Annotated in this window: 18 protein-coding genes, 1 tRNA gene and 1 other RNA gene; 11 read left to right on the top strand and 9 right to left on the bottom strand. The window is 54.5% G+C overall.

The genetic code is table 11. The features are described 5' to 3' along the window. Positions 1-183 precede the first annotated feature (183 nt). Both DW806_RS03415 and DW806_RS15870 read left to right on the top strand, forming a co-directional pair. Positions 184-2,262, top strand: a complete 2,079-nt coding sequence (locus DW806_RS03415) for a glutamine synthetase III family protein (RefSeq protein ID WP_118729151.1) — start codon at positions 184-186, stop codon at positions 2,260-2,262. A gap of 124 nt (positions 2,263-2,386) precedes the next feature. Further along, complete coding sequence (locus DW806_RS15870; RefSeq protein WP_442861139.1) at positions 2,387-4,123, top strand: ammonium transporter; 1,737 nt, start codon at positions 2,387-2,389, stop codon at positions 4,121-4,123. A gap of 54 nt (positions 4,124-4,177) precedes the next feature. On the opposite strand, the gene DW806_RS03405 is transcribed toward DW806_RS15870, so the two are convergent. Further along, positions 4,178-5,146, bottom strand: a complete 969-nt coding sequence (locus tag DW806_RS03405; RefSeq protein WP_118284962.1) for an RluA family pseudouridine synthase — start codon at positions 5,144-5,146, stop codon at positions 4,178-4,180. Positions 5,147-5,321: 175 nt separating this feature from the next. Here DW806_RS03405 and DW806_RS03400 point away from each other — a divergent pair, with 175 nt between their 5' ends. The 6 genes from DW806_RS03400 (at position 5,322) to DW806_RS03375 (ending at position 9,617) form a co-directional block, all read left to right on the top strand. After that, on the top strand, positions 5,322-5,831 hold the full coding sequence (locus tag DW806_RS03400; protein ID WP_117751772.1) for a YceD family protein: 510 nt from the start codon (positions 5,322-5,324) through the stop codon (positions 5,829-5,831). A 45-nt stretch (positions 5,832-5,876) separates the two neighbouring features. Next, on the top strand, positions 5,877-6,062 hold the full coding sequence (gene rpmF / locus DW806_RS03395) for a 50S ribosomal protein L32 (RefSeq protein WP_110436149.1): 186 nt from the start codon (positions 5,877-5,879) through the stop codon (positions 6,060-6,062). A 317-nt stretch (positions 6,063-6,379) separates the two neighbouring features. Next, positions 6,380-7,708 (top strand): ribosome biogenesis GTPase Der, encoded by a 1,329-nt coding sequence (gene der / locus DW806_RS03390; RefSeq protein ID WP_118284961.1) that lies wholly within the window; start codon positions 6,380-6,382, stop codon positions 7,706-7,708. A 12-nt stretch (positions 7,709-7,720) separates the two neighbouring features. After that, on the top strand, positions 7,721-8,356 hold the full coding sequence (gene plsY / locus DW806_RS03385; RefSeq protein ID WP_118729099.1) for a glycerol-3-phosphate 1-O-acyltransferase PlsY: 636 nt from the start codon (positions 7,721-7,723) through the stop codon (positions 8,354-8,356). Between the two features lies 1 nt (position 8,357). Continuing rightward, positions 8,358-9,371 (top strand): NAD(P)H-dependent glycerol-3-phosphate dehydrogenase, encoded by a 1,014-nt coding sequence (locus DW806_RS03380; RefSeq protein ID WP_118284960.1) that lies wholly within the window; start codon positions 8,358-8,360, stop codon positions 9,369-9,371. Positions 9,372-9,541: 170 nt separating this feature from the next. Next, a tRNA-Gly gene (locus DW806_RS03375) sits at positions 9,542-9,617 on the top strand. A 166-nt stretch (positions 9,618-9,783) separates the two neighbouring features. On the opposite strand, the gene DW806_RS03370 is transcribed toward DW806_RS03375, so the two are convergent. The 4 genes from DW806_RS03370 to infC all read right to left on the bottom strand — a co-directional run bounded on the left by DW806_RS03370 (position 9,784) and on the right by infC (position 12,319). Beyond that, the gene (locus DW806_RS03370; protein WP_118729098.1) at positions 9,784-11,043 is read right to left on the bottom strand and encodes a copper amine oxidase N-terminal domain-containing protein; all 1,260 of its coding nucleotides are present in this window, start codon (positions 11,041-11,043) and stop codon (positions 9,784-9,786) included. Positions 11,044-11,167: 124 nt separating this feature from the next. Further along, positions 11,168-11,521 (bottom strand): 50S ribosomal protein L20, encoded by a 354-nt coding sequence (gene rplT, locus DW806_RS03365; RefSeq protein WP_110436155.1) that lies wholly within the window; start codon positions 11,519-11,521, stop codon positions 11,168-11,170. A 38-nt stretch (positions 11,522-11,559) separates the two neighbouring features. Further along, positions 11,560-11,763 (bottom strand): 50S ribosomal protein L35, encoded by a 204-nt coding sequence (gene rpmI, locus DW806_RS03360; protein ID WP_054327617.1) that lies wholly within the window; start codon positions 11,761-11,763, stop codon positions 11,560-11,562. Between the two features lie 46 nt (positions 11,764-11,809). Beyond that, positions 11,810-12,319, bottom strand: a complete 510-nt coding sequence (infC, locus tag DW806_RS03355; RefSeq protein WP_118360706.1) for a translation initiation factor IF-3 — start codon at positions 12,317-12,319, stop codon at positions 11,810-11,812. Between the two features lie 395 nt (positions 12,320-12,714). On the opposite strand from infC, the gene DW806_RS03350 reads away from it, so the two are divergent. Next, positions 12,715-12,987: a DUF1292 domain-containing protein gene (locus tag DW806_RS03350; protein ID WP_117492244.1), complete on the top strand. Its 273-nt coding sequence runs from the start codon at positions 12,715-12,717 to the stop codon at positions 12,985-12,987. A gap of 74 nt (positions 12,988-13,061) precedes the next feature. Then, positions 13,062-13,256, top strand: a non-coding RNA gene (gene ssrS, locus DW806_RS03345) — 6S RNA. 162 nt (positions 13,257-13,418) lie between these two features. Here ssrS and DW806_RS15365 read toward each other — a convergent pair. Continuing rightward, a complete protein-coding gene (locus tag DW806_RS15365; RefSeq protein ID WP_188886020.1) occupies positions 13,419-13,586 on the bottom strand; it encodes a hypothetical protein in 168 nt (55 codons plus the stop codon). Between the two features lie 2 nt (positions 13,587-13,588). After that, positions 13,589-13,969: a YkvA family protein gene (locus tag DW806_RS03340; protein ID WP_118646454.1), complete on the bottom strand. Its 381-nt coding sequence runs from the start codon at positions 13,967-13,969 to the stop codon at positions 13,589-13,591. Between the two features lie 113 nt (positions 13,970-14,082). Between DW806_RS03340 and DW806_RS03335 the strand changes: the two genes are divergently transcribed. Next, positions 14,083-14,316 (top strand): helix-turn-helix domain-containing protein, encoded by a 234-nt coding sequence (locus DW806_RS03335; protein ID WP_118284956.1) that lies wholly within the window; start codon positions 14,083-14,085, stop codon positions 14,314-14,316. A 411-nt stretch (positions 14,317-14,727) separates the two neighbouring features. On the opposite strand, the gene DW806_RS03330 is transcribed toward DW806_RS03335, so the two are convergent. Both DW806_RS03330 and DW806_RS03325 read right to left on the bottom strand, forming a co-directional pair. Beyond that, positions 14,728-15,960 (bottom strand): S-layer homology domain-containing protein, encoded by a 1,233-nt coding sequence (locus tag DW806_RS03330; RefSeq protein WP_118729097.1) that lies wholly within the window; start codon positions 15,958-15,960, stop codon positions 14,728-14,730. A gap of 131 nt (positions 15,961-16,091) precedes the next feature. Then, entirely contained in the window at positions 16,092-17,615 is a 1,524-nt protein-coding gene (locus tag DW806_RS03325) for a YifB family Mg chelatase-like AAA ATPase (protein ID WP_118729096.1), read from the bottom strand. Positions 17,616-17,825: the final 210 nt, after the last annotated feature.

The following is a 17,825-nucleotide window of genomic DNA, read 5'->3' as shown; positions in this document are numbered from 1 at the left end:
GCAAATCTTCCGAAAATGAAAAAAACACCATAATCTCCCTTGACAAAGCAAGGCAGGACGGCTATAATGCAAAGTGTAAACAGCAAAGGCGCTGTGGGCACACGACCCGCAGCGCCTGATTTGTTTTATTCAGTTTGTTTGCTATTAAAATTAACATATGTAAGGAGCGAACCATTCATGAGCATTACGAATGTTCCCGAGCTGTTCGGCAGCATGGTGTTTAACGACACTGTGATGAAAGAACGTCTTCCCAAGGACGTTTACAAGAAGCTGAAGAAGACCATGCGCGAGGGCACCGCGATCGACGCCGATGTTGCTGCTGTTGTTGCAACGGCAATGAAGGACTGGGCGATCAGCAAGGGTGCAACCCATTACACGCACTGGTTCCAGCCGATGACCGGCATCACCGCCGAAAAGCACGACTCGTTCATCACGCCGACCGATGACGGTCATGTGATGATGGAGTTCTCCGGCAAGGAGCTGATCAAGGGCGAACCGGACGCATCGTCCTTCCCGTCCGGCGGTCTGCGCGCAACCTTCGAGGCACGCGGCTACACCGCATGGGACCCGACCAGCTACGCATTTGTAAAGGATGGTTCCCTTTACATTCCGACCGCATTCTGCTCCTACACCGGTCAGATTCTCGATAAGAAAACGCCGCTGCTGCGCTCGATGGACGCCATCAGCACACAGGCGTGCCGCATCCTCAAGCTGTTCGGCAAGGATGTTAAGCGTGTAACCACCACCGTAGGCCCGGAGCAGGAATATTTCCTGATCGACCGCGAGGACTACGCAAAGCGCAAGGACCTGATCTTTACCGGCCGCACCCTGTTCGGTGCAATGCCGCCGAAGGGTCAGGAAATGGATGATCACTACTTCGGCGCACTCCGTCCGCGTGTAGCTGCTTTCATGCAGGAGCTCGACGAGGAGCTGTGGAAGCTGGGCATCCTCTCCAAGACCAAGCACAACGAGGTTGCACCGTGCCAGCACGAGATGGCGCCGGTGTTCTCTACCACCAACATCGCGACCGACCACAACCAGCTGACCATGGAGGTCATGCGTACCGTCGCGCAGAAGCATGGCTTCACCTGCCTGCTGCATGAGAAGCCGTTCGAGGGCGTAAACGGCTCCGGCAAGCACAACAACTGGTCCATTTCCACCGATCGGGGCGAGAACCTGCTCGAGCCGGGCAAGAACCCGAGCGAGAACACTCAGTTCATCCTGTTCCTGACCGCTGTTATCAAGGCTGTTGACGAGTATCAGGATCTGCTCCGCATCTCGGTTGCATCCGCAGGCAACGATCACCGTCTGGGCGCGAACGAGGCGCCTCCGGCTATCATCTCCATGTTCATCGGCGATGAGCTGCAGTCGATCCTTGATTCTATCGAGTCCGGTGCGGAGTACACCGACGTTTACAAGACCAAGATGGATCTGGGCGCTGCTGTTCTTCCGCCGATCCCGAAGGACACCACCGACCGCAACCGTACTTCTCCGTTTGCTTTCACCGGCAACAAGTTCGAGTTCCGTTCGCTGGGTTCGGCCGTCAACATCGCGTGTGCAAACGTTATGCTGAATACCGCAGTTGCCGAGGAGCTCCGCCAGTTCGCTGACGAGCTGGAGGGCGCTGAGGACTTCGAGGCTGCTGTATACGCACTCGTTAAACGCGAGATCAAGGCGCACAAGCGCATCATCTTCAACGGCAACGGCTACGACGAGTCCTGGGTTGCCGAGGCGGAGAAGCGCGGCCTGCTCAACTTCAAGAGCGCGGCAGATGCATTCCCGCACTACGTTGACCAGAAGAACCTCGACCTGTTCGCAAAGCACAACGTTTACACCGCCGAGGAGATCCATTCCCGTATGGAGACCCAGCTTGAGGAGTACAACAAGATCCTGCACATCGAGGCTATGACCATGAGCGATATGGTACGCGAGGAGATCACTCCGGCGTGCATCGCATTTGAGAACGAGCTGGCAGGCACCGTCAATGCCAAGAAGGCAGCAGGCGTTACCGGCGGCATGGAGGCAGGTCTGCTGGGCAAGATTTCCGAGCTGACCGAGGAGCTGTACACCAAGAGCGCAGCACTCGACGAGGCTGTTGCAGCCGTTCCGACCGATGATAGCCAGAAGGCAGCACATTACTACCACGATGTTGTCATCTCCGCAATGGATGCGGTTCGCGTACCGGCTGATAAGCTGGAGGGTCTGGTAGGCAAGAAGTTCTGGCCGTTCCCGACCTACTCCGACATTCTGTTCTACGTTTAATAGAGCAGACATCAATTACATTCGTTAGAAAATATATTTCTATACACAATGGCGTGTATTTCCACTGTTCCTTCGGGAATGGTGGAGATATACGCCATTTCTATTTCCAAGGGGGTTATTAAAAATGGATATCATGGAACTTGCTGCGTCGATGGACGTAGGCTGGACGCTTGTTGCGGCGGCACTGGTATTCTTTATGCAGGCGGGCTTCGCAATGGTTGAGACCGGCTTCACCAGAGCAAAGAATGCCGGCAACATCATTATGAAGAACCTGATGGACTTCTCGCTCGGCACGCCGATCTTCTGGATCCTTGGCTTCGGCATCATGTTCGGTGCGGCAAGCCCGTTCTTCGGCGGCTTTGATTTCTTCGCGGACGGCGTTGTCGGTGAGGGCTACGACTGGACGACCCTGATCTTCCAGACCGTATTCTGTGCAACTGCTGCGACCATTGTTTCCGGTTCGATGGCAGAGCGCACCAAATTCTCTGCATACTGCATTTACTCGATGATTATTTCTGCGGTTATCTATCCGGTTTCCGGTCACTGGATCTGGGGCGGCGGCTGGCTCGCGGAGCTTGGCTTCCACGACTTCGCAGGTTCCACGGCGGTACATATGGTTGGCGGCGTTGCCGCTCTGGTCGGTGCTGCAATCCTCGGTCCCCGTATCGGCAAGTACACCAAGGATGGCAAGGCTCGTGCAATCCCGGGTCACTCCCTGACGCTCGGCGCTCTCGGCTGCTTTATCCTGTGGTTCTGCTGGTTCGGCTTTAACGGCGGCTCTACCGTTGCACTGTCGGGCGGCGGTGCTGAGGTTGCATCCCGTGTATTTGTAACCACCAACATGGCGGCTGCTGTTGCAACCGTTACCGTTATGTGCATCACCTGGATCCGCTACAAGAAGCCTGATGTTTCCATGACGCTGAACGGCTCTCTGGCAGGTCTGGTAGCCATCACTGCAGGCTGCGATGTGGTTACTCCGTTCGGTTCGGTTATCATCGGTATCTGCGCAGGCTTTGCTGTTGTATTCGGTATCGAATTTGTCGATCAGAAGCTCAAGGTCGATGATCCGGTCGGCGCTGTCGGCGTTCACTGCATCAACGGTGCACTGGGCACGATTCTTACCGGCCTGTTCGCTTACTATAATGGCACCGAAGTTGAGCCTCTCGGCGTATTCTACGGCGGCGGCTTCCACTTCTTCGGCATTCAGGTTCTCGGTGTCGTTGCAGTCATTGCATGGGTTGCAATCACCATGACCATCGTATTCAATGTTATCAAGCACACCATCGGCCTGCGTGTAAGCGAGGCTGAGGAGATCATGGGTCTGGATAAGCCTGAGCATGGCCTGTCCTCCGCATACGCAGATTTTATGCCGGTCGTTCCTACTGTTCTGGGCACCAAGGCTGGCGAAACCGCTGCAAAGATCAAGGATACCATCCCGGTAGCAGTCGAAAAGGCTGTTCCGGTGACCAAGGTTACCACAGAGGGCACGGCTGCTGCCGGCGGCCACAAGCTGAGCAAGATCGTTATCATTGCAAAGCAGTCCAAGTTTGAGGTTCTGAAGGAAGCACTGGCATCCATCGGCGTATCCGGTATGACCGTGACCAACGTAGTCGGCTGCGGCGTACAGAAGGGCGCTCCCGAGTATTACCGCGGCGCTGAGGTTGACGTAACCCTGCTGCCCAAGATGAAGATGGAGGTTGTTGTATCCAAGGTTCCGGTTGAAACCGTTGTTGAGACGGTCAAGAAGGTTCTGTATACCGGTCATATCGGTGACGGCAAGATCTTCGTTTACGATGTGGAGAACGTCGTAAAGGTTCGTACCGGCGCAGAAGGCTTTGATGCCCTGCAGGACGATAACTAAATCGCATAAAGGAAAACGCTGAGCCACGGCTCAGCGTTTTCCATTTTCAATTACTCATGGCTTGAAGTTCGGAAAATACTTCTTCACAAACGGAATGTCCTTGACTGTGAAGGTTTTTCCGTTAAGGTACTGCAAGGCTCCCGCGTCCTGCGCGAATCGGAAGGTGAGGGAATAGGCATAGAGCGCCTGACCGGTTTCGCCGTAGGGACGGTTGAGTTCGTTCGTGCCGTATTTGCCGTCGCCGAGCAGCGGGCAGCCGATGGACGCCATATGTGCACGGATCTGGTGCGTACGGCCGGTCAGCAGTTCACACTCCACGAGCGACAGTCTGCCGTGCGACGTGAGCGTGCGGTAGCGCGTGCGTGCGGTTTTGGCACCCGGCACGCGGGTCCTGTGCAGCGTGACCTGCTTGCGCTTTTCATCACGACGGAGATAGTTCTCGATCAGCCCCTCGGGCGGCTTGGGTCTGCCGTGCACGATGCACAGATACCGCTTTTCCATCTCGCGGTCCTTGATCTTATCATTTAATATGCGCAGCGCTTCAGCGGTCTTTGCCGCGATGACAATGCCGCCGGTGTTGCGGTCGATGCGGTTGCAGAGGGCTGGTGCAAATGACGCGGCATCATCCGGATTCCACGCGCCGGACTGAAACAGGTACGCCTGAATGTGCGCGATGAGCGTATCTGTGTCGCCGTGCTCGTCTGCGTGAACGACCATGCCCGGCGCCTTATCCGCTAGCAGGATGTGCTCGTCCTCGTACACGACGCGCACGCGCGGCGTTTTGATGCGGCGGAAGGCTTCTTCCTCCTTGGGCGCGTCAAAGTATTCGTCGTTGAGGTAAAGCTGCACGGAATCGCCCTCGGCGAGCTTGTAGGCAGCTTCAGTGCGCTTGTTATTGACCTTGATGCGCTTTAATCGCAGGTATTTGTGCATCATGCCGCCGGATAAAAGCGGCACGGCTTTTTCTAAAAATTTATTCAGACGTTGTCCACTGTCGTTTTTTGTGATATAATATTCTCTCAAGGCAGGGTATCCTTTTCCGTTAATTTGCCCGTTTGGGTGAAACCAGTATACCGCATTTTCCGAAAAAAGAAAAGTGCGGGCGGACAGTTCGGAAAAATACCGTGTTTTGTAGATTTTTTGGTTGACAAAGACCGATTGTTTGTAGTATACTATCTTAGTACCATGTGAGGTTGACATGAAGATTGACTTAAAAAAGCTGAATGCGTCTGCACATGCGTCGATTCCGTTCGATGAAACGATCGACCTGACGGACGAAAAGCTCTATGGCGCGAAGCCGTTTCAAAGCCCTGTCCACATCAAAGGCGTGGTTTCCAATGAAAGCGGTGTTGTGAGACTGGCGGGTTCGATCGAAACGATCTACTCCACCGAATGCGCACGCTGCCTGAAACCGCTCGAGATTCCGCTCTCAGCCGAAGCTGATATGATGCTCTCGGATGACCCCGAGGCGGAGGAAGAGGACGATCTTTTTGTGCTGACCAGCGACAGCGTGGATCCTGCGGACGTATTGGTGCCGGCATTGATCCTGCAGGTACAGATGACCTATCTGTGCAAAGAGGACTGCAAAGGCCTCTGTCCGCACTGCGGCGCCGACCGCAATGTGACCGACTGCGATTGCGATAAAAAGCAGATCGATCCGCGATTTGCCGCGCTGCGCGCCCTGCTCGATTCCGACAAGGGCGAATGAGTTCGTATTGAAAAATAAGACGATAGAGTAGGAGGTGTATCCAACATGGCAGTACCTAAGGGTAAAATTTCTAAGGCACGCCGCGACAAGCGTCGTAACTCCCACTGGAAGCTCTCTCTGCCCGGCATGGCTAAGTGCCCGAAGTGCGGCGAGATGAAGCTGGCGCACAGAATGTGCAAGGCCTGCGGCTATTACAACGGTCGTGAGGTTAAGTCCGTTAAGGAAGCGTAAGCCTTAAAACAGAACAGGAAAAATGGAGAAGGCCGGATAGCTTTCTCCATTTTTTTTCAGGTTTCGATGAAAAGGCTCGCCTTTGCATCGAGAGGGACGTACCGAGCGCGGCTCGGATATGTCCCGGGCGCAAATCAGCGCGTCCTTGCGGCGCACTGATTTGTGTTCTTGCATAAAAAGTCACATACATGCTGCGGCTTTTTATGGATTTGCGAAGCAAATTCGATTGAATGCGCGCTGACGCGCGACTTTTAACGAATTTCTTGCTTGTAATTTGTTTGCAAATGTCTTAAACTGACCTTAAAGGAGGGGAATTTATGGCAAAGCCTATTGTTGCGATCGTCGGTCGTCCGAATGTCGGCAAGTCGCAGCTGTTCAACCGCTTGGCGGGCAAGCGGCTTTCCATCGTTGAGGATACGCCGGGCGTTACCCGCGACCGCCTGTACGCTGACAGCGACTGGCGCGGTCGTGATTTCACCGTCATCGACACCGGCGGCATTGAGCCGTCGAACGATAACGAGATTCTGCAGTTCATGCGCTTTCAGGCAGAGACTGCGATCTCGCATGCGGATGTCATTATCCTGATCACCGATCTGCGCACCGGCATTACTGCCGCCGATCAGGACGTTGCGTCCATGCTGCTGCGCTCGGGCAAGCCGCTCGTGCTGGCTGTCAACAAGTGCGACAAGCCGGGTGATCCTCCGGCGGAGTTTTATGAGTTCTACAACCTCGGTTTGGGCGAGCCGTACGGTATTTCTGCGCTGCATGGCTATGGTGTCGGTGAGCTGCTGGATGCGGCTTACGAATACTTCCCGCCGGCAGACGAGGAAGAGGAGGACGCGGACCGCATTCGTGTGGCCCTCATCGGCAAGCCGAACGTCGGCAAGTCCAGCCTGCTCAACCGCGTGCTCGGCGAGGAACGTGTTATCGTTTCCAATATCGCCGGTACGACCCGCGACAGCGTAGACGCCGATGTGGACAACGCCCACGGTAAGTTTACGTTCATCGACACCGCCGGTATCCGTAAGAAGAGCAAGGTGGACGAGAAGATCGAGAAATTCTCGGTTATGCGTTCGCTGCTGGCGGTAGAGCGCGCCGATGTATGCGTTATCATGATTGACGCGACCGAAGGCGTTACCGAGCAGGACACCAAGGTGGCCGGAGAGGCGCACAACGCCGGTAAGGCGTGCATCATCGTGGTAAACAAGTGGGATCTGGTTGAGAAGGACGGCTCCACCATGAAGGAGTACACGCTGCGTGTCCGTGAGGGTCTGGCATACATGCCGTACGCACCGGTGCTGTTCATTTCCGCGCAGACCGGTCAGCGCGTGGACAAGCTGTTCTCGCTCATCCATGAGGTATATGAGCAGAACCATATGCGCATTCCGACCGGCCGACTCAACGCCATTCTCGCAGAGGCAACCGCACGTGTGCAGCCGCCTACGGACAAGGGCCGCCGTCTGCGTATCTTCTATATGACGCAGGCCTCTACCTGCCCGCCGACATTCGTCTGCTTCTGCAATGACGCGCGTCTGTTCCATTTCTCCTATCAGCGTTATCTGGAAAACCAGATCCGTGAGGTGTTCGGTCTGACCGGTACGCCGGTACGCATGGTCATCCGCGAGCGCAGCGACAAGTCGCAGTAAGGAGAGGGCAACATGACACTTACGCATTTTGCGATCATTGCCGTGTGCGCGTATCTGCTCGGCTCGCTCAGCTTTGCGATCATTGTCAGCAAGGTGACGCTTGGCAAGGATATCCGCAACTACGGCAGCGGAAACGCCGGCCTGACGAACGCGTACCGCACGATGGGTGCGAAAAAGACGCTGTTCGTTCTGCTTGGTGACATTGCCAAGGGTGCCGCAGCGGTTTCGGTCGGCTGGGCGCTCGGCGGTCCGGTCGGCAAGCTGACAGCGGGTATTTTTGTTATCCTCGGCCACATGTTCCCGCTGTATTTCGGCTTTAAGGGCGGTAAGGGTGTGCTGGTCGGCGCGGTTATGCTCGCGTTTTTTGACTGGCGCGTGTTCGCCATTGCATTCGCGCTGTTCATTCTGTCGGTCGTGCTGACAAAGTGGATCTCGCTCGGTTCGATCCTCGGCGCGGTCAGCTTTCCGATCACGACATGGCTGTTCTATCGCGATCCGGTGCTGACGGCGATGGCGTTCGGCATGGCGGCGGCAGTCGTTTTCATGCATCGCTCGAATATCGGACGCATCCTGCACGGCACGGAAAATAAATTCTCTTTTAAGAGCAAAAAGACGATCGAAGCATCGCCTGACGGAGAGGAGAAGTAACATGAAGGTTTTTGTACTGGGTACCGGTGGCTGGGGCATCGCACTGGCGATGCTGCTGCACCAGAACGGACATGAAGTAACCTCGTGGACCTATCTGCAGGAGGAGTGTGACCTGCTGCACCGCGAGCGCTGCAACGAGAAGCTGCTGCCGGGTGTTGTCATTCCGGAGGGCATTGAGATTACGACTGACATGTCCGGCGCTGCCAAGGCGGATCTGGTCGTGCTGGCGGTGCCGTCCTTCGCGGTAGCGAGCACGGCGGAGCAGCTGGCGAAGATCGTGCCGCCGCATACGGTTATCGTCAACGTCGGCAAGGGTCTGGACTCCAAGCACGGCTACTGCCGGTTCTCCGAGACCATCTCGAACGCGATGAACGGCAGCAATCCGGTCGTTGCGCTGACCGGTCCGACGCACGCCGAGGAGGTTGCACGCGGCATTCCGACGGCTATCGTAGCCGCTTCGGAGAGTCGTGCGGCGGCTGAGCTGACGCAGGCGGCGTTCATGAACGATACCAATTTCCGCGTGTACACCTCGTCTGATATCATTGGCTGTGAGCTGGGCGGTGCGTTCAAGAACATTATCGCACTCGGCGCCGGTATTTCGGATGGTCTGGGTCTGGGCGACAACTCCAAGGCGGCGTTCATGACCCGTGGTCTGACCGAGATTGCGCGTCTGGGCGTCAAGCTGGGCGCCAAGCAGGAGACATTTGCGGGCCTGTCCGGTGTGGGCGATCTGATCGTAACCTGCTGCTCCATGCACTCGCGCAACCGCCGTGCCGGTATCCTGATCGGCAAGGGCGCGACTGCGCAGGAGGCGATGAAGGAGGTCGGTGCAACGGTCGAGGGCTATTACGCGACCGAGGCGGGCTATCACCTTGCACAGCAGCAGGGCGTGTCCATGCCGATCACCGAAGCGATGTATGCCGTGCTGTACGGCGGCATGCCTGCACAGGAGGCGATTCGGCATCTGCTCAATCGTCCGCGCCGCGGCGAGCACGAAGAGGTCTGGGTGCACTGAGAAGCTGAAAAGGAAAAGAGAAAGAGAAAACCGACGGTGTGTGCCGTCGGTTTTCTGTATTTCGGAAAAATTTGCGAAAAAAGAAAGAAAAGTGTTGACAGGGGACACATCACCTGATATAATAAATCTTGCTTTGAGGCGGTAAGCCAAAAGCGAGATGAAAGGAATATGCGGCTGTAGCTCATCTGGTAGAGCGCCACCTTGCCAAGGTGGAGGTAGCGAGTTCGAGCCTCGTCAGCCGCTCCAGTTAGTCCACTTGCGAAAGCAAGTGGATTTTTGTTTTTTGTTGGTTGCTAAAGAAGCCGGAGCGGGTGCTAACTCTTAGCTGGGAAACCAAAAGGATAGACACCAAGGTTTCTATCCTTTGATAATGAACAAATGAAAAATGATACCGTCGCGTAATTCCCCATTTTCAATTCTCAATTTGCAGAATCTCCTCCGCAAACTGTTCCCGAACACCTTCTTTATCTGAGAGAAAATCATTCCACCGGAACAACCCTGTATGCGGATTCTCCGACAGCTTCCCATAAACCGAATAGGGCAGCAGATGCACCTGATACCTTGCACTCCAGCGCGGATACCGCTGCATAAAGCGTTCTGCAAGCCGATACGCCTGACAGTTCTTATCCGCATCACTCGCGGGATTGAGCGCGCTGAGCTGCACGCCGCCGCCTTTACAATCGGTTTTACTGGGCGAGGGCGTAGAGTGCGCGATGACAATGCTGCCGTCTCGGCAGGGACCGATGCACAGCCACATATGACCGTCCATGCTGAAGATATCGCCGGGATGGAGCGAGGACGGCTCCTGCAGGCCGTTGCCGCAGTCCTGACGGGAAAGGGTACCCCAGGCTCTTTGGGCAAGCGTATGGGCAAACTCGGCGGCGGGCGTGACATAGCCGTCACAGTCGGAGACAGACGCACTCTCGGTATGTAGGGTATTGTACAGCGTCCAGCCGAGATAGCCCGAGCAATCCAGACCGGCATAGCCGTACTGGTTCCAGCCGCCGGTCGGGTAGTAGCTGTGCGCGGGATTGCTGTCACTGCGGTAGGTATAGCAGGCGTTCTGACAGTCGAAGAAGTCAATCCAGCTTTGCGGCAGGCCAATGTGCATGGCGGTATTGCCGGAGCCGGTATCCTGCCAGTTCCAGCCGCCGCCGTAGACGTACAGCGCGGTGCCGACGGGCATCAAGGCGGTTCGGAGCAGGTTCTGCATCGTGCGCCGACCGGGAATGCCGTGAACCGGCGGATGGTACATCCGCGGAGCAGGCCGGATATACGCAGCACCGCCGAACACCTGTGCATAACTTCCGACGATCCGGCCAGTGAGAAAGCACGGCAGAACGACAGCGCCGCCGGCTCGTGTGCGGATTTCAAACACAGCGCGGCAGGGAAGGTGCATGCCGTCTACTGTGATGGAATTGCCGCTGACGGCATGGATTACGCCTTGTGCGTCCGGACGGCTGAGAATGGCCTGTATTACCGTTCCCTGCCGGATGGTCAAATGATACGCATGACCTTCCTGCAGGCGATTTTGGATGGCGTATCGGCCTTTATCGCACACGGCATAGCAGCATACGCTGTCGGCCTGCCGAAACCGATGCGCAAACCGATCTTTATCCTCGGCACAGGCGCAGCCGTAGCCTTGTACCCCTAAGTAAATGGACGGACCCATTTCATCACACTCCTTACCATCACAGTATAGGGCAGAGGAACGCGGAATATGAAAACAGCGTCCCGAGCGGAACGCTGAATGCAAAAAACGAGCCTGCTTTCACAGACTCGTTTTTGTTATGCAATTAAAGTGCAGCCTTAGCCTTCTCAGCCAGTGCAGCGAATGCAGCCTGGTCGTTTACAGCCAGGTCAGCCAGCATCTTGCGGTTCAGGTCGATACCAGCCTTCTTCAGACCGTTCATGAAACGGCTGTAGTTGATATCGCAGGTCTTGCAAGCTGCAGAGATGCGGGTGATCCACAGACGACGGAAGTCACGCTTCTTGTGCTTACGGCCGATGTAAGCGTACTTCAGGCTCTTCATTACAGCCTGGTTGGCTACACGGTAGTGGGTAGACTTGGAACCCCAGTAACCCTTAGCACGCTTCAGGATCTTCTTTCTTCTTTTACGGGTCATCATTGCGCCCTTAACTCTTGCCATTGTGTTTGCCTCCTATATGAAAGATGTTGTTTTCTAACTTACTTGTACGGCAGCAGACGCTTCAGCTGTGCTACGTTGGTAGAATCTGCGAAGCCTTCCTTGCGGAGGTGGCGCTTCAGCTTAGTGGTCTTGCCATGGCCGTTGAGCAGGTGGCGCTTGCCAACGTGACCGCGCTTGAACTTACCGTTCTTGGTAACGGAAAATCTCTTTTTTGCACCGCTGTGCGTTTTGATCTTAGGCATAAGGTTTTGCTCCTCTCTGAATTTGCGCTATATCTGCGCGTTGGTTTTACTTGTCCTTTGCGGGCGCCAGAAACATCAGCATCTGGCGGCCTTCGAGCTTGGGCTGCTTTTCTACCGTGCTGCACTCCGAGCACAGCTCCGCGAAGCGATGGAGCAGATCCTGACCAAGCGACGCGTGCGTGACCTCACGGCCACGGAAGCGAACCGAAACCTTGACCTTGTTGCCGTCCTGCAGGAAGCGGCAAGCGTTCTTTACCTTGGTGTTCAGGTCGCCGATGTCGATATTAGGCGTCAGGCGAATCTCTTTGATCTCCACGACACGCTGATTCTTTCGCGCTTCCTTCTCGCGCTTTGCCTGCTCGAAGCGGAATTTACCGTAATCCATGATCTTGCAGACAGGCGGCTTAGCCTGCGGCGCGATTTTGACCAGATCCATGCCCTTTTCTACGGCGATATCCTGTGCCTGCTGAATAGGCAGAATGCCGAGCTGTTCGCCGTCGTCACCGATCAGACGAACTTCCTTGTCGCGGATCTCTTCATTGATTTGATGTTCCATGCTGCTGATTGGTAAGCACCTCCAAACGAAATCGGTTTAAGACAAAAAGAAAAAGGACTGATCATTCAGACCGTCCTCCAAATAAAATCGCAGAGCGCGCAAAGCGGCTTCTGTGCTTTATTGACCCGTTTGCTTCGCTGCGGGTGAGGACATGCCTTCTTCCTTGTTACCTCAACTACTATACCAGAATTAATTTGCAAAGTCAAGGCTTTATTTCATGTTTTTTAACTGGTATGATTATTACAGCAACAGACATACTATGATCGTGTAAAGCGTAGTGCTGAATGCACAACATAAGGCTTTACAAATACGTCATAATTTGTTATGCTTAATACAAGGGACAGGAAACACCTGATTGCTCCCCTTTACTATGAATTTAAGGAGGTGCCGGACCCATGAGCGAGGAATACGGCAATGATTTTGTAACCCTGATCGACGAGGACGGCAACGAGGTCGAGTTTGAGCATATCGACACCGTGGAATATAATGGCGTGACCTATCTGGCGTTTATCCCTGCAGAGATCTCCATCGAGGAGGATGCAGAGGTCGTTATCATGCAGATCGTTGAGGAGAACGGCGAAGAGCTGCTCGAGGCGGTCGAGGATGACGAGATCGCAGATGCAGTGTTCAACATCGTTATGGAACGCGCCGAGGCAGAGGAGGAGTAATTCTCCGGCCGATGGCATAAAATAAGAATAAACAGCGCAGCTTCGTTATCGGAAGCAAAGCATTTTATTTCGGTAAGATCCTGCCCTGTTCGACAGCAGTCCTTTTTTAACCCACATTTTTAGTACGGGACTTCGGAAAGTTTTGATACTGAGCAGCAGGCCTCCCGGGTATACACGGAAGTTGGAAGCGCAGAGGTATCAAACAGAGGACCCACCTGCATGAGTCGTGCAGGTTACTAATTGGACTGCATCGGCAGGGTGGGGTTTTATTTTACCTATTTAATGTAATTAAAATTGATATTTTGGGTGGAGAGTTGAGAATGAAGAGATTGTGTAAGGTAGAAGTTAGGAGTGAGGAGGTAGGAGTGGGTTAAGAGGAAACGGCCGTAAATTGCATAATAAAAACCACCACGGAAACGTGGTGGTTTTTATTATTTCTTATTCTTTTTGGCATTTGCAAAATCTTTGCGCAGATTTCCTATTTTCTTATCCGCTCTTGCATCTTTGCCGTTTGGATTACGAATCGCTCCGGACGGTAAACCATGCTTCTTTTCAAACGCTCCTACTGTGCAATCACTTCTTGTTTTTCTTGTTGCCATAATTACATTCCTTTCCACTCTCTATAGGCTTGCAAATCATTATCCACTGCCTTAATCGCAATTCCAATAACTGCCGCATCGTCCAACAACCCAATCCCCGGAATACAATCCGGAATCAAATCAACCGGACTGAAAAAATAAATCAATGCTGCAATAATGCCAATCACGCTTGCTAACGGAATTTCGGTATACTCTCCTTTAACATAATCGACAACGATCATGCACAACAGCGGAATATCTCCCAGCAACGAGCCTACAACTGGAATTGTATCCAGCTTTTTCAAGACTTTGCTGATGAATTCCAGTAGCTTATCTTCGTCGTGCAGCATTTCCTCTGCTTCAGATTTCTTACTCTCAAATGCAGCTTCAAAATCATACCACATACTTTTTCCTCCCGTCGTATATATTCCACCACCTTACATACACTATATCTCGAAACGAGATAAAAGTCAATATCATGTTTCGAGATAAGTTAAGGTAAATGCGAGGTGGTCATATGGAGCACAACCGCATAAAAGAATTGCGCGAAGACAGGGATATCAAACAGCGTGAAATTGCCGCATATCTAAAGGTAGCGCAGAACACATACAGCAATTATGAAAACGGTGTGCGTGAATTTCCGTTGGAGATTCTGATTCTACTTTCTCGTTTCTATCAGGTCAATCTGGAATATTTGCTTGGATTGACCGATATACCGACACCGTTACCGCCATCGAAACGACCAAAATAAAACACCCGAGGCATTAAAAATGCTTCGGGTGTTACGTTTTTGTCCGTGACGCGGGACTGGATGATTCCATTTTTATATGTTTCCTTTCAAAAACAGGTATAAAAAAACCACGCGGCTGCTGTTTCTCTGCAAGCCCTGCGTGGAACCGATCAAAAAGTGCGGTTACTTTTCGCTCTGCGTCTTATGGTCATCACCAAAGATCAGATCGTCGATGTCCGGACGGTCGGGCTTCTGCGGAATAGAAAGTCTTCTCATGATGTCATGCCTCCTTACTAATGTACTCTATATATTATTATAGCATGTTATTCTAAAAATGCAAATTAAATTCCTGTAAAGTTACACAAATTTCACAAAAGATAAGGGGCGGCTAACGATAAGCCGTCCCTTCTTTTGCCATTTCGTATGTAGTGCTTAGCGGCCGAAGTAGCTGAAGTGCATGTAGTCGCGCTTGGTGCGCCAGCCGTTGCCGCCCCAGGTAAAGCCGTACTTGGTGAAGGCATTGTAAACATCGCCGCCCTCGGGGATGGAGTACGGATCAATATACGGCGTCCAGTGGGTGCCGCAGGTCGGAGACAGGGAACCGTCCGAGTTGATGGTAGCTTCCATGTTCTCGTCCGGGTTGATATCAACTGCGGTGCCCTGCGAGTGCTCGCCGGTGCGCCACGAGTAGCAGCCTACATCATAGATCGGGAACTTCTCGGAGCCGTTGAAGATCTCCTCGAAGATTGCCTGATAGATGGAAGCCAGCGAAGCGTTTACCTGCAGATAAGCCTTGGAGGCCACCTTGGTGCCGTTGGACTGCAGATGCCATACCGGAACCACGATCTCTACCATGTGAGCCTCAGCCTCAGCTGCGGACTGGTACTTGCCGTTGCCTGCGCCGTAAACGTAGGTCATCTTCTCGGCCTCGGTCTTCGGCAGACCGGCGATAGTGGTTGCGGCAGAGGTGGAAGAACCGGCGGTGGTCGGCAGGTTAGTGGAGCCGTCAACCGCTGCAATCGGCGTCTTATCCGGCTTGAAGGCGGTGCAGAAGCGGTTTGCCATGATCAGCGCCTGCTCACGGGTGGTGGTGCCGGACGGAGCCAGAATGGTGGTGTCCGTGCTGGTATCGGTGATGCCGTTGATGACCGAATGATCGACCATGATAACGACCGGCTGCATTGCGTAATCGCTGATCATGCTTACATCGGGGTAATCCTCGATGCAGGCATCACCGGCGATCTCAGTGGCTTCGATATCGGCAGCGGCGAGGATGTTGTCGAGCATGGTGCACATTTCCTCGCGGCTGATCTTGGCATCCGGATCAAAGTTGCCGTTGGTGCGGCCTTTTACAATGCCGAGCAGGTAAGCTGCGGTGACATTGGGGTCTGAGCAGTCCTCGAACGGCTTTTTGCCCGAAACATAGACAGCCTTGCCGCTGACAGCCTTGTAGGCGTTCAGCGCAACGGCACAGAACTCTGCGCGGGTGATAGAGCCGGAAGCGGCACTGTTGGACAGGGACGAAGGTGCCAGACCGGCATTCTGCGCAGCGGCAACGCCTTCCTGCGCCCAGTTGGACACATCGGATAATGCTCCCGCGCTCGGCATGAGCATTGCGGCAGTCAGCGCAAGCATACCGGCACGGCGAGCGATAGGATGAGACATTGAATTTTCCTCCTGACTGGTTGTTGGTTTGCCGATAAAACAAACCAGTATGTCAATAAATGGTCGAATTTAGGTGAAATTACAGTAATTGTAAATTTATACACATAGTCCACAGACTTTTCCACAAGCTGTCAAGAACCCGCGGCTCTGTCGAGTGAACGGTACTGCAGAGCCTCGGCGAGATGCTCAGCCTCGATGACACTGCTGTCTGCCAGATCGGCGATCGTGCGGGCAACACGCAGTACGCGGTCATGCGCACGGGCGGTCAGCCCCAGTCGCTGAAATGCGGCCGCAAACATACGAGACGCATTCGCGCTCAGCGGGCAGTGCTCGGCAAGCTGCGGCGGCGGAATAGCGGCGTTGCACACGTCGGCGCCCTGTCGGGCATACTGCCGCTCGCGCGCGGCGAGCACGCGGGCACGAATGTCGGCGGAGTGTTCCTCGCTGGCCTGACCTCGTGCGGCAAGCGCGGCGTATTCAACCGGCTGCACAGCAACCTGCAGGTCGATTCGGTCGAGCAGCGGACCGGACAGACGGTGCAGATACTGCTGAACGGCAGCCTTGGTGCAGGTGCAGCGTTCCGTGCCGTACCAGCCGCATTTGCAGGGATTCATCGCGGCAATGAGCTGAAACCGTGCCGGATACGTCACCTGACCGGCGACACGCGAGATGGTAACTCTGCCGTCCTCAAGCGGCTGGCGCAGGGTTTCGAGCACATCGCGGCGGAATTCCGGAAATTCATCCAGAAACAGCACACCGCGGTGCGCGAGCGTGATCTCGCCGGGGACGGGCAGCCGCCCTGCGGCACCCGAACCGCCAGCCATCGCGTTGGCCGAGGAATTATGGTGCGGTGCACGGAACGGCCGTTCGGCACGCTCGACCGCCTCCTGTCCTCTGCCGATGGCGGACCAGACACGGATAACCTCCAGCCGTTCGCTGTCAGACAGCGGCGGCAGGATGGTGGAAAAGCGCTTTGCAGCCATGCTCTTGCCCGAACCGGGCGGTCCGGAAAGAAGCACGTTGTGTCCGCCTGCAGCCGCGATCTCGAGCGCGCGTTTGACCGCGTGCTGACCGAGCACATGCGCAAAATCCAGCGCATCGTCCTGCGGTTCGGGCCTGGGCGGAGGAGCACACGGCGTGAGCGGCTTTCTGCCGTTCAAATGTCCGAGCAGCTCATTTAATGTATGGATCGGAAACACCGTCACACCGGAAGCATAGGATGCTTCAGCGGCATTCATCGCGGGAACGAACACGGTTTTGAAACCGGCATCACGCGCGGCAAGCGCCATGGAAAGCGCACCGCAGACAGGCCGCAGCTCTCCGGTGAGGGAAAGCTCCCCGAAGAAGAGAGCGTTGTCGGGCGGTGCATCGATCTCGCCCGCTGCCGCCAGAATGGAAAGCAGAATGGGTAGATCATATGCTGTTCCTGCCTTTTTGGTGTCGGCAGGTGCGAGGTTGACGGTCAGTCGGGATACGGGCCAGTCAAAGGCACAGGCCTTTGCGGCGGCACGGACGCGCTCTCCGGCTTCGGATACCGCGCCGGTCGGCAGACCGACGACATCCAGCCGGGGAAGACCGCCGGAGAGGAAGCACTCGACGGTGACAATGTAGCCGTCAATGCCGCTCAGTCCTGCGGAGAATACGCGAGATACCATGCCGATCCCTCCGATACTTATGGCATAACCATATAACTATACATCTAATACTATACTATGTGTCATCAGATTACGCAATAAAAAACACGGAAAAAACACAGAAACTCCATGATAAAAAGTTTGCATGCGTTTTATAATACGGAACAGCTTATCAAAATTTGAAAAATAGTGCGGAAAATAGTACATTTACTGTTTACAACTTTGTGCGTG

This window comes from Butyricicoccus sp. AM32-19, assembly GCF_003480365.1.
Taxonomy (GTDB): domain Bacteria; phylum Bacillota; class Clostridia; order Oscillospirales; family Butyricicoccaceae; genus Agathobaculum; species Agathobaculum butyriciproducens.
The sequence above is the reverse complement of the archived record's forward strand: the minus strand, read 5'-3'. Positions and strand labels throughout refer to the sequence as shown.

Bases quoted from the DNA above. Each gene is read 5' to 3' on its own strand.
- DW806_RS15870 (WP_442861139.1), top strand. From the start codon at position 2,387: ATGGATATCATGGAACTTGCTGCGTCGATGGACGTAGGCTGGACGCTT.
- DW806_RS03400 (WP_117751772.1), top strand. From the start codon at position 5,322: ATGAAGATTGACTTAAAAAAGCTGAATGCGTCTGCACATGCGTCGATT.
- rpmF (WP_110436149.1), top strand. From the start codon at position 5,877: ATGGCAGTACCTAAGGGTAAAATTTCTAAGGCACGCCGCGACAAGCGT.
- der (WP_118284961.1), top strand. From the start codon at position 6,380: ATGGCAAAGCCTATTGTTGCGATCGTCGGTCGTCCGAATGTCGGCAAG.
- plsY (WP_118729099.1), top strand. From the start codon at position 7,721: ATGACACTTACGCATTTTGCGATCATTGCCGTGTGCGCGTATCTGCTC.
- DW806_RS03380 (WP_118284960.1), top strand. From the start codon at position 8,358: ATGAAGGTTTTTGTACTGGGTACCGGTGGCTGGGGCATCGCACTGGCG.
- DW806_RS03370 (WP_118729098.1), bottom strand. From the start codon at position 11,043: ATGGGTCCGTCCATTTACTTAGGGGTACAAGGCTACGGCTGCGCCTGT.
- rplT (WP_110436155.1), bottom strand. From the start codon at position 11,521: ATGGCAAGAGTTAAGGGCGCAATGATGACCCGTAAAAGAAGAAAGAAG.
- rpmI (WP_054327617.1), bottom strand. From the start codon at position 11,763: ATGCCTAAGATCAAAACGCACAGCGGTGCAAAAAAGAGATTTTCCGTT.
- infC (WP_118360706.1), bottom strand. From the start codon at position 12,319: ATGGAACATCAAATCAATGAAGAGATCCGCGACAAGGAAGTTCGTCTG.
- DW806_RS03350 (WP_117492244.1), top strand. From the start codon at position 12,715: ATGAGCGAGGAATACGGCAATGATTTTGTAACCCTGATCGACGAGGAC.
- DW806_RS15365 (WP_188886020.1), bottom strand. From the start codon at position 13,586: ATGGCAACAAGAAAAACAAGAAGTGATTGCACAGTAGGAGCGTTTGAA.
- DW806_RS03340 (WP_118646454.1), bottom strand. From the start codon at position 13,969: ATGTGGTATGATTTTGAAGCTGCATTTGAGAGTAAGAAATCTGAAGCA.
- DW806_RS03335 (WP_118284956.1), top strand. From the start codon at position 14,083: ATGGAGCACAACCGCATAAAAGAATTGCGCGAAGACAGGGATATCAAA.
- DW806_RS03330 (WP_118729097.1), bottom strand. From the start codon at position 15,960: ATGTCTCATCCTATCGCTCGCCGTGCCGGTATGCTTGCGCTGACTGCC.
- DW806_RS03325 (WP_118729096.1), bottom strand. From the start codon at position 17,615: ATGGTATCTCGCGTATTCTCCGCAGGACTGAGCGGCATTGACGGCTAC.